Genomic DNA, 11,237 nt, shown 5'->3' on the forward strand with positions numbered 1-11,237 from the left:
TTTGTGTAGTAACTACAATTTACTGCTTTTTAGCAGGTTGTACAACTTTTATATACAATCTAATACAAATGCACTACCGGTTATTATTAAAATATTCATTCATTCTATACAATGATTTTTGATGAACACCTTCTCCAATAATTCGTTTATTTATTAGATTATTAGAATGTATTTTCACTTGATCTTTTTTGAATCGAAACTGTAAATCAGCATCAAATAAATCTCTATTCACTGAATCTATAACAGCATCAAGCGTAAAATTCACTTTATAAAAATGTTGTTCGGTATTAAAATTCTTGTCATAATTATCAATCACTTTCTGCAAAATACCTTCTGCTTTTAGGTTTGTAATGAACGCTTCTTTCAGTCCTACTTCGGATACTTTTTCGAGTTTGATATTGAGTTCAGATTTCAAATCCGAAACTTTCAAAACAGCATCTTGATAATCTTTTTTCGAAACAATTAATTCATCTGTTTGCAAAACATTACTCAAATCTATAATCGCTTTTCCTTGCTGATCCGAAACAAAATTCTTTGTCGAATTCTTGAAATAAATGTCTGCATCATCCAAAGGTAAATTAGTTGCAAAATCTGTGATTGTTATATTTACAATTTGTGCGTTCACCGAAATTGCAAATAATATAAAAAGGTAAAATAGTTTAGTCATATAGTTTTTAAATTGATTTACGATAAAGATATATTTTAAAACTGTTAAGAATTTGTAAATCATGAAGTTTTAAATATATTTTAACAAAAACATTTAAATAAAAAAAATTCGGTATCTTTAGTAAATACGTAAACCACATTTATGAAAAACATATTATTTTTTATCTTTCTTTTTTCTTCAATCACATCTTTTTGTCAAAATAACGAGTTTTCTACACTTCAAAAAAAAGGTATTATTTTACCTTATAATGACGATTCAGGAGTTCCTTTAATAACGATCAATCTTGATAATAAAGCATATAATTTTATTTTTGATACAGGTTCTCCATTTACCGTTCTAAATTCTAATCGGTTTGAAATTGAATCAAATTCTGGTCAAAAAAAAGTAAAAGATGTTAATGATAAAATTAACACTATAAATAAAATTAACTTTAATACGCTAAGTTTTGGAAAAGAAAAATCAAATGAAACGGATATAAAAAAACGTAGTTTATACTTATCTCCATTAGAAGATCCTCTTTTTGAATGTAATAATATCGATGGAGTTTTGGGTTGGGATTTAGTAAGTAAATATATTGTAGAATTAAATCCTACGAAAAAAGTTATTATTCTATACCCTTATGATGTTCCAATTTTTGAAGAATACCTTAAAACAGGTGAATATTATAATTTAAAATATAACAAAAAAGGAAGCGACTTACGTCCTTTACTCAATGTGAATATCAATAACAAAAAGCAAAATTTCCTATTAGATTCAGGATTCAATGGTTATATAAGTGCTAATGCTTCTGATTACGAAAACTTAAAAACAACGCATCCTTTTCAAACTTTTTTAGGTTATGAAGCTATTGGATTTTTTGGACAAACAAATGAAACACTTTATAAATCATTTATAATCAAGAACACAGAGGCTAATTTTGATGACAATTTCAATTTAAAAACAAATATTGAAATAGGTGAAAAGGAAAAAAATATAATCGGTTTCTCGTTTATGAAACAGCAACCTATTATTATGTCTTGGTACAAAAAAATGATTCTTATAAAAAAAGATCCTAATATTTATCTTCAATCGTCTAAAGAAAAGTTTGGAATAGGTATTTCTTATTTCAACAATAAATATATTATTTCGGATATTGATGACAACATGAAAGATTTAAAACTTGATCAACAAGTCATTAAAATTAACGGAACTCCTATAGAAAATATTTGTAATTATAGAACCTATATTAATCAACAAAATTCTCTTGTTTTAACAATTACAGATGAAAATTCTACATTTGATGTTAAATTAGATTTATTAAAATAACAAAAAAACGCCACTCTTCGAGTGGCGTTTATAAAATATTGTAATAGTTAAAATTTTAGTGTGCTTCTAACCAATTGGCTCCTACTCCGACTTCTGCAATTAACGGAACATCCATTTGCATTGCCGCTTCCATAGTCGATTTGATTAATTCAGAAACTTTTTCTACCTCATCTTTTGGAGCATCAAAAATTAACTCATCATGTACTTGCAAAATCATTTTGGTTTGATAATTTTTCTTCAATTCTTTCTGAATTTGAATCATTGCCATTTTCACGATATCCGCTGCAGTTCCCTGTATTGGCGCATTTACCGCATTACGTTCTGCATGAGAACGCACCACAGCATTTCTTGAGTTGATATCTTTCAAATAACGACGACGTCCCATCAATGTTTCTACAAAACCTTGATCGCGCGCAACCTCCACTTGTTTTTCGATATATGCTTTCAATGTTGGATAAGTTTCGTAATAAGCATCAATCAAAACTTTCGCTTCTTTACGCGAAATATTCGCTTGTTCTGCCAAACCAAAAGCCGAAACACCATAAATAATTCCAAAGTTTACAGTTTTCGCTTGACTACGTTGTTCACGAGTAACCTCATCTAATGCGACGTTAAATACTTTTGCTGCTGTAGATGCGTGAATATCTTCTCCTTGTTTGAAAGCTTCTACCATTGCAGGATCTTTTGACATTTGCGCAATCAAACGCAATTCGATCTGAGAATAATCGGCAGAAATAATCACATGATTTTCATCTCTCGCCACAAAAGCTTTACGAATTTGTTGTCCTTCTTCCGAACGAATCGGAATGTTTTGTAAATTCGGATTTACAGAAGACAAACGTCCTGTAGCTGCCACAGTTTGCGCATACGTTGTATGCACGCGACCCGTTTTTGGATTCACCAATTCTGGCAGTGCATCAATATAAGTTGATTTTAATTTTTGTAATTGACGATACTCTAAAATATCCTTAATAATTGGATGTTTATCTTCCAGTTTCGATAATATCTCTTCTCCAGTTGCATATTGTCCAGTTTTGGTTTTCTTTGCTTTTGGATCTAATTTTAACTTATCGAACAAGATTTCTCCTAATTGTTTTGGCGAATTAAGATTAAACTCTTCTCCAGCATCTTGGTGAATTTTTGTTTCTAATTCTCTTAATTTCGCTTCATGCTTTACAGAAAGTTCTTTCAAAAATGGAACATCTAAATTCACACCTTCCAATTCCATATCAGCTAAAACTTGCATCAACGGCATTTCAAGATCAGTGAACAATTTGTGTGTATTCGCTTTGATTAATTCTGGTTCGAAAAGATTTTTCAATTGATTCGTAATATCCGAATCTTCTACACCATATTCTGTTTGCTCCATCAACGGAACATCACGAAAATTCTTTTGATTTTTCCCTTTTTTTCCAATCAAGCTTTCGATTGAAACAGGTTGATAGCTCAAAAAGGTTTCCGACAACACATCCATGTTATGACGCATATCTGGATTAATCAAATAATGTGCAATCATCGTATCAAAATTTTGACCATTTACAACAATGTCATATTTGTCTAAAACTTTGATATCATATTTTAAATTTTGACCAATTTTCGAAATAGTTTCGTCCTCAAAGAAAGGTTTAAATTCATTGATAATCGTTTTTGTTTCTTCAAAATCAGTAGAAAAAGGTATATAATATCCTTTTCCTTTTTCCCAAGAAAACGAAATTCCGACTAATTCTGCTTCCAATGCATCCAGTGAAGTCGTTTCTGTATCGAATGTCACTTCTTTTTGTTTCAGAATATTTCGCAACAAAATTTCACGACCTTTTTTTGTATCGATCAATTGATACAAATGATTGGTTGTTGAAATATCTGTGAATGCTGAATTTTGAGGAACAATTTCTTCATCCGAAGTAAAATCAAATAAGGATTGTTGTGCAGATTGATTAGAGTTTTCTTGACTTGCAAATGATATTTCTTCCTGTGCTTCCTTGATTATTCCAGATGTATCCAATCCATAAATTCTATAGACTGTTTCTAACATTCTACGGAATTCTAACTCTGTAAAAAGTTCAGTTATTTTTTCTATATCTGGCGGACAAACGGTTAAATCTTCTTCATCAAATTCAATTGGTGCATCCGTCAAAATTGTCGCTAATTTTTTGGAAAGAATTCCAAGTTCTTTATTTTCTTCAATTTTTTCTTTGGCTTTCCCTTTTAGTTTATCTGTATTCGCTAAAAGATTTTCCATCGATCCAAATTCTTTCAAATATTTACTTGCTGTTTTAGCTCCAACACCTGGTAATCCTGGAATGTTATCAACTGCATCACCCATCATTCCAAGATAATCAATCACTTGACTTGGGCTATCAATATCAAATTTTTCTTTGACTTCTTCTATTCCCCAAATCTCAACTCCTTTACCGTTTGCTGCAGGTCGGTACATTTTAATCTTATCTGTAACCAATTGTGCAAAATCCTTATCAGGCGTTACCATATAAGTTGTAAAACCTTCTTTCTCGGCTTTCTGTGCTAACGTCCCAATTACATCATCTGCTTCGTAACCTTGCGCATATAAAACAGGAATACAAAGTGCCTTTAATATTTCTTGAATATAAGGTACCGCATCTCTAATCGCTTCGGGTGTTTCATCACGATTTGCTTTATAATCTGCATAATCTACCGTACGTACAGTTGCTTCACCTACATCAAAAACAACGGCTAAATGTGTTGGTTGCTCACGACGAATAACATCGAACAATGAATTGGTAAATCCCATAATTGCTGATGTATTGAAACCTTTGGAATTGATTCGTGGATTTTTGATAAATGCGTAATAACCTCTAAAAATTAAGGCATAGGCATCTAACAAAAAAAGTCTTTTATCTAATTGATTCATTTAATAAGTTTTAAGTATTACGCCTAACGTTTTACGTTCAACGATATTTTAATAAAAAAAACGTAGAACTTATCACGCACTACGTAAAACTAAAATTTAATATTCTGGTGCTAATTCGATCACCAAGCCATCCATTTCATCCGATAAATGTAACTGACAACCCAATCTTGAGTTTTCTTTTACATTAAAAGCTTCTGCTAACATTGCATCTTCATCTGGATTCATTTCTGGTAAAGAAATTTCTGGAGTTAAAACATAACATTGACATGAAGCACACATCGCCATTCCTCCACAAACGCCGATAGTTCCTTCTGGTGCTAATTCGTAAGCACGAACTAACTCCATTATATTCATATTCATATCTGTTGGTGCATCCACTTCGTGCGAAACACCTTCTCTGTCTATAATTGTTATTTTTATGTCTGCCATAATAGTTCTTTCAAGTAATACAAAAATACGGATTGTTTATCTTGAAAAAAAGAATATGCCTCATTGGTTAATATTTAATAATAATTTTAAATAAGTTTTGTTACGAAATCCGTATTTTGTCTACTAATTCTATAAAATTTTAAAAAATGAATGCACACGAAATAGATTATAAAATATATGGCGAAGAAATGCAATTCGTCGAAATTGAATTAGATCCACAAGAAACTGTTGTAGCTGAAGCAGGTAGTTTTATGATGATGGATGATGGCGTAAAAATGGAAACTATATTTGGTGATGGTTCGCAACAAAGTGGCGGAATTTTCGGAAAATTATTGAATGCTGGAAAACGTATGTTAACTGGAGAAGGTTTGTTTATGACGTCTTATACCAACTATGGACAAGGAAAAAAGAAAGTTTCATTTGCGGCACCATACCCAGGAAAAATTGTTCCGATTGATCTACCAGAAGTAAATGGTAAATTTATATGTCAGAAAGATGCTTTTCTTTGCGCGGCAAAAGGTGTTTCGGTTGGAATAGAATTCAACAAAAAATTAGGAACTGGTCTTTTTGGTGGCGAAGGATTTATCATGCAAAAGTTAGAAGGTGATGGAATGGCTTTTATTCATGCTGGAGGAACATTATATCGTCGTGTTTTACAAGCAGGAGAAGTTCTGAAAGTAGACACGGGTTGTATTGTAGGTTTTGAACAATCTGTACATTATGACATCGAATTTGTAGGCGGAATCAAGAATACTTTTTTTGGAGGAGAAGGTGTTTTCTTTGCAACATTAAGAGGTCCTGGAGTCGTCTATATTCAATCGTTACCTTTCAGTCGTTTGGCTGATCGTATTATCGCTCATGCACCTTCAGCTGGTGGTTCTTCTCAAGGTGAAGGCTCTATATTAGGAGGATTAGGAAGATTAATTGACGGTGATTAAATCAACTATTTATTAAACAGCTTACTAAATAATTTTCAACGTGAAACTCATTTTTTTATACAATATTTTTCTCATCATTATTTAATTTTTCACTAACTTTAATTAAATTAAAGTTCAGTTGAATAAATGCTTATTATTTATCATTCTTTTTTGTTCAAATTTAGTTTTTGGCCAAAATATAGTGTCATTTAGCAATGATCAATATAACGGAATTAATGGAGTTGTATTTTCTCCAACCAATTCCTACTTCAATCCAAATAAATGGGATGTAAATATTATTTCTGAGGATATTTTATTCAGAAATGATTACGCTTACATATCCGATCAAAATGTATTAGGTTTAATAAAAGGTGAAACAAAATCAGCCAATATCAAAGCTGGAATAAGAGGAGAAACACATTCTAACATTTTAGATTTCACAACTAAAAATACTATTTCTTATCATTTAGAAAATGACATTATGGGACCTTCCGTTTCTTTTAAAAAGAGAATTAATAATCAAACATTTCGATTTGGTATTTTTACTCGGCTTCGTACACAAGGTTCTATTAAAGATTTAGATAATTATTTTCGTTTTAGTAATCAGAATGAAATAGAACCAAAAAATTATGCGTTTGAACCTACAAATACAAATGCAATTAATTGGGCTGAATTAGGCGTAAATGTTGCGACAAATTTATACACAACAAACACTTCTGAAGTAATTATTGGTGCAAATATTAAATATCTTTTAGGTTTAGACGGCGCATATATCAAAAGTAAAAATGCAATAAAACTTGAAGCAGAACCAACTATAACAAGTACAACTGACAATCCTGATGCAGATATTTATGCTTCGAATTATGACATAGAAGCAGGATATTCAACTAACTATGATTTTGATCGCGATAAATACATTCTTCGCAATAGAGGAAATGGAATAGGAATAGATTTAGGAATTGCATTTGTGAATAGAAGAATAAATGACGAACTATATGATTTTAAATTTTCTGTCAATTTATTAGATGTTGGTTTGGTGAAATTCAGAGGCGACAACCATCATTTCTACAATCCTTCGCAAAGAGTTCAACTTCGTAACAATCCAAATTTAGATAGAGTTGATTTTGAAAGCATTGATCAATATTTAGGTATTTTGAGCAAAGAGGTTTATGGTGATGAAACACAATCTAAAACGGGAAATAATTTTTCAATCGGTTTACCAACGAGTTTACATCTTAATTTAAGTAAAAAAATCATCGAAAATCATTATTGGAATATCAATTGGATACAACGAGTTCCTGTATTTGAAAATAGTTTGAAAAGAACAAATGTTTTGCAAACGTCTTATACCATACAAAAAGATGGTTTTGGAATAGGTCCTTCTCTTTCTATCTATGATTACGAGAATGTAACCTTTGGCGGTTATGTAAGAATTGGACCGCTAATTTTGGGAAGTGACAATGCAATTCCAATCGTTTTTAAGCAGAAAAAATTGAATGCTGCCAACTTTTATTTTGGATTAAAATTTTATCCTTTTTGGGATAATGAAGCTAAAAGACGAAGTAGAGAAGAATGTTTTTGTGATTAATAAAAAAACCTTCTACACGATGTGTAAAAGGTTTAAAAAATATTTCTATAAAATTTTTATTTCATTTAATCAATTGCTTTAACAACTGCTTTTTCGGCTTCTTTACGTGTTCCGTCAAAACCATCTACACCAGAAACTGTTGTGTATTTTAACACAAATTTTTTTCCTGGATTCATTCGATTGTAAACAGATTGACACATTAAAGTTGCTTCGTGGAAACCACATAAAATTAATTTCAATTTTCCTGGATAGGTATTAACGTCACCAATCGCATAAATTCCTTCGATATTTGTTTGATAATCTAATGCATTATTTACTTTGATCGCATTTTTCTCAATCTCCAATCCCCAATTCGCAATCGGTCCTAATTTTGGAGAAAGTCCAAATAATGGAATAAAATAATCTGTTTCAATTTCAAAAGTTTCACCTTCTTTTTCGATTACCAAATTTTCTACTTTTCCATCACCTTTTATTCCAGTAATTTCAGCAGGAGTTATTAGATTAATTTTACCCGCTTTTTTCAATTCAATAACCTTATCAACAGAATCTAATGCTCCACGGAATTCATTACGTCTGTGAACTAAAGTTACTTCTGCAGCAACATCAGCCAAGAAAATCGACCAATCCAAAGCAGAATCTCCTCCACCTGCAATCACAATTTTTTTGTCGCGAAACAATTCAGGAGTTTTTACAAAATACTCAACACCTTTCTCTTCATAGTCTGCAATGTTTTCAATCATTGGTTTACGAGGCTCAAAAGAACCTAATCCCCCAGCAATTGCAACCGCTTTTCCGTGAACTTGTGTTCCTTTATTAGTCGTCACAATGAACGTTCCGTCTTCTTGCTTATCAATTGTCGTTGCTTGCTCATTCAAAGTAAAACCTGGCTCAAATTGTTTAATTTGCTCCATCAAATTATCAATCAATTCACCTGCACCAACAGAAGGATAACCAGGAATATCAAAAATTGGTTTCTTAGGATACAATTCCGTTAATTGTCCTCCTGGTTGAGGAAGTGCATCAATAATATGACATCTCATTTTTAATAAACCTGCTTCGAAAACGGCAAAAAGCCCTGTAGGACCAGCCCCGATGATAACTATATCTGTTTGAATCATTTTTTAAGATTTTATTTAGAACACTACTAAATTGAATGCAAATTTAATGAATTTGAATAGATTAATCGATGATTATCATCAGAAGTCCAATAATATTTAATGAAAATAAAAAAGACAAATTCAATTGTGAATTTGTCTTTGAAGTTGTAGCGAAGAGCAGAATCGAACTGCCGACCTCAGGGTTATGAATCCTGCGCTCTAACCATCTGAGCTACCTCGCCTTGTTTTTGGTGGTGCAAATATAAGAGGTTATTTTCGATTAAAACAAATCTTTTTTGAAATATTTTTAATAAAAAGTAGCATAAACAGGCTAATTAATTGAAATATTGAATGTTGTTTTCGTAATTATTTTAATAATATTTTGATTCATAAAAAATCCCCAAGAAAAACTTGAGGATTTTGGTGTTTATTTCAATTTCAATTTACGCTAAAGCATTTTTGATGCGTGTCATTGCTTCTTTCAATTCATCAACAGATGCTGCATACGACATACGTATACAATTTTTCGATCCGAAAGCAGAACCCGAAACAACTGCAACCTGTGCATATTCTAATAAATATAATGCTAAATCATCTGCATTGTTTATTGTTACGCCTTTATAGGTATTTCCGAAAGTTGCTGTCACATCTGGAAACAAATAAAAAGCTCCTTTTGGCTCGTTTACTTTAAATGTAGGAATTTCTTTTGCCCAACCTAACATCAATTCGCGACGCTCTGCAAAAGCTTCAACCATATATTGAACAGCGCTAGGATCTGATTCTAAAGCTGTAATCGCCGCACGTTGTGCAATAGAATTTGCTCCTGAAGTTACTTGACCTTGTAAGGTTTCGCAGGCTTTAGCCAACCAAGCTGGCGCTCCTATGAAACCAATTCTCCAACCTGTCATTGCAAATGCTTTTGCTAAACCATTTACAGTTACGGTTTGATTATATACCTCTGGAAAAGATGCAATCGAAACATTTTTCTCTCCATAAACAATGTGTTCATAAATTTCATCCGAAATTATAATTACATCTGGATATTTCGCTAAAACCTCAGCCAAACCTTTTAATTCCTCTTTTGTATAAACAGATCCTGAAGGATTACATGGAGAAGAATAGATAATAGCTCGCGTTTTATCTGTAATTGCGGCTTCTAATTGCGTTGGTGTAATTTTGAAATCAGCTTCTAAAGCACCTTCTACAAAGACTGGTGTACCACCTGATAACTCGACAATATCAGAATAAGAAACCCAATAAGGTGTTGGAATAATCACTTCCATTCCCTCGTCTACAATCGCTTGCAATACATTATAAATAGATTGTTTCGCACCTGTAGAAACAACGATTTGATTAGGAGAATAGTCGATGTTATTATCACGCTTAAATTTCTTACAAATCGTTTCCTTCAAATCTGCATATCCAGCAATTGGAGGATAACCTGAATAATTTTCATCGATTGCCTTTTTTGCCGCATCCTTGATAAAATCTGGCGTATTGAAATCTGGTTCTCCAATACTTAAACTAATCACATCAATTCCTTGTGATTTTAATTCTCTTGCTTTTGCAGACATTGCAATTGTTGCAGATGGTTTCAAATTTTGTAAACGCTTTGAAAGTTGCATAATATTTGTGAGTTATTTGTAGTGTAACAATTTAATAATGCGAAGATACTTTATTCTCCGTATAATTTTGTTACTTTTAATCATTAAAAATCGATAATAAAACAAAAAATTATGGCTCAAATTACATTTAAAGGAAATCCAATTCAAACGGGAGGAAGTTTACCAACAGTTGGTGAAAAAGCTCCAACTTTTGCTTTAACAGCTGGTGATTTAAGTGAAAAAACATTGGCTGATTACGCTGGAAAAAATGTTGTTTTAAATATTTTTCCAAGTGTTGACACTGGAGTTTGTGCACAATCTGTACGAACATTTAATCAAGAAGTTTCTTCTGCCCCAAATACGGTTGTTTTGTGTATTTCGAAAGATTTACCATTCGCTTTATCTCGTTTTTGTGCTGCCGAAGGCTTAGAGAATGTTGAAACATTATCTGATTTCAAAAATGAAGAATTCGTAAATGCTTATGGTGTAAAAATGGTAGACGGACCGTTAAATGGTTTATTATCTCGTGCTGTTGTAGTTGTTAATCCAAATGGAGAAATAGCCTATACTGAACAAGTACCAGAAATTGGTCAAGAACCAGATTATCAACAGGCATTGGCAGCAATTAAATAATCAAAATACTTATAAACAAAAAGCGTTACTTTCTAGACTGCACCCAAAAGTTTGGACAGATTAAAAATTAATAATTATAAAAATGAGTTCGATATTGTATCGGGCTCATT

9 protein-coding genes and 1 tRNA gene are annotated in these 11,237 nt (G+C 31.8%); 4 read left to right on the forward strand and 6 right to left on the reverse strand.

Going from position 1 to position 11,237, the window contains the following annotated elements:
- Positions 1-73 precede the first annotated feature (73 nt).
- Positions 74-667, reverse strand: a complete 594-nt coding sequence (locus HX088_RS13095; RefSeq protein WP_286484384.1) for a hypothetical protein — start codon at positions 665-667, stop codon at positions 74-76.
- A gap of 141 nt (positions 668-808) precedes the next feature.
- On the opposite strand from HX088_RS13095, the gene HX088_RS13100 reads away from it, so the two are divergent.
- Complete coding sequence (locus HX088_RS13100) at positions 809-1,972, forward strand: pepsin/retropepsin-like aspartic protease family protein (RefSeq protein ID WP_286484385.1); 1,164 nt, start codon at positions 809-811, stop codon at positions 1,970-1,972.
- 55 nt (positions 1,973-2,027) lie between these two features.
- Here HX088_RS13100 and polA read toward each other — a convergent pair whose 3' ends face one another.
- Positions 2,028-4,859 carry a DNA polymerase I gene (gene polA, locus HX088_RS13105; protein ID WP_286484386.1) on the reverse strand — a complete coding sequence of 944 codons (2,832 nt, stop codon included), beginning with the start codon at positions 4,857-4,859 and terminating at the stop codon, positions 2,028-2,030.
- 96 nt (positions 4,860-4,955) lie between these two features.
- Positions 4,956-5,288: a 2Fe-2S iron-sulfur cluster-binding family protein gene (locus HX088_RS13110; protein ID WP_171621814.1), complete on the reverse strand. Its 333-nt coding sequence runs from the start codon at positions 5,286-5,288 to the stop codon at positions 4,956-4,958.
- 146 nt (positions 5,289-5,434) lie between these two features.
- Between HX088_RS13110 and HX088_RS13115 the strand changes: the two genes are divergently transcribed.
- Together HX088_RS13115 and HX088_RS13120 are read left to right on the forward strand one after the other, a co-directional pair.
- Entirely contained in the window at positions 5,435-6,226 is a 792-nt protein-coding gene (locus tag HX088_RS13115) for a TIGR00266 family protein (protein ID WP_286484387.1), read from the forward strand.
- A gap of 181 nt (positions 6,227-6,407) precedes the next feature.
- Positions 6,408-7,793, forward strand: a complete 1,386-nt coding sequence (locus HX088_RS13120; RefSeq protein WP_286484388.1) for a DUF5723 family protein — start codon at positions 6,408-6,410, stop codon at positions 7,791-7,793.
- A 65-nt stretch (positions 7,794-7,858) separates the two neighbouring features.
- On the opposite strand, the gene HX088_RS13125 is transcribed toward HX088_RS13120, so the two are convergent.
- The 3 genes from HX088_RS13125 to HX088_RS13135 form a co-directional block, all read right to left on the reverse strand.
- Positions 7,859-8,911 (reverse strand): NAD(P)/FAD-dependent oxidoreductase, encoded by a 1,053-nt coding sequence (locus HX088_RS13125; RefSeq protein ID WP_171621811.1) that lies wholly within the window; start codon positions 8,909-8,911, stop codon positions 7,859-7,861.
- Positions 8,912-9,058: 147 nt separating this feature from the next.
- Positions 9,059-9,132: transfer RNA gene (locus tag HX088_RS13130), tRNA-Met, on the reverse strand.
- Between the two features lie 201 nt (positions 9,133-9,333).
- On the reverse strand, positions 9,334-10,515 hold the full coding sequence (locus HX088_RS13135) for a pyridoxal phosphate-dependent aminotransferase (protein WP_286484389.1): 1,182 nt from the start codon (positions 10,513-10,515) through the stop codon (positions 9,334-9,336).
- Between the two features lie 111 nt (positions 10,516-10,626).
- Here HX088_RS13135 and tpx point away from each other — a divergent pair, with 111 nt between their 5' ends.
- The gene (gene tpx, locus HX088_RS13140) at positions 10,627-11,127 is read left to right on the forward strand and encodes a thiol peroxidase (RefSeq protein ID WP_286484390.1); all 501 of its coding nucleotides are present in this window, start codon (positions 10,627-10,629) and stop codon (positions 11,125-11,127) included.
- Positions 11,128-11,237: the final 110 nt, after the last annotated feature.

This window comes from Empedobacter sp. 225-1 (assembly GCF_030328185.1).
GTDB classification, from domain to species: domain Bacteria; phylum Bacteroidota; class Bacteroidia; order Flavobacteriales; family Weeksellaceae; genus Empedobacter; species Empedobacter stercoris.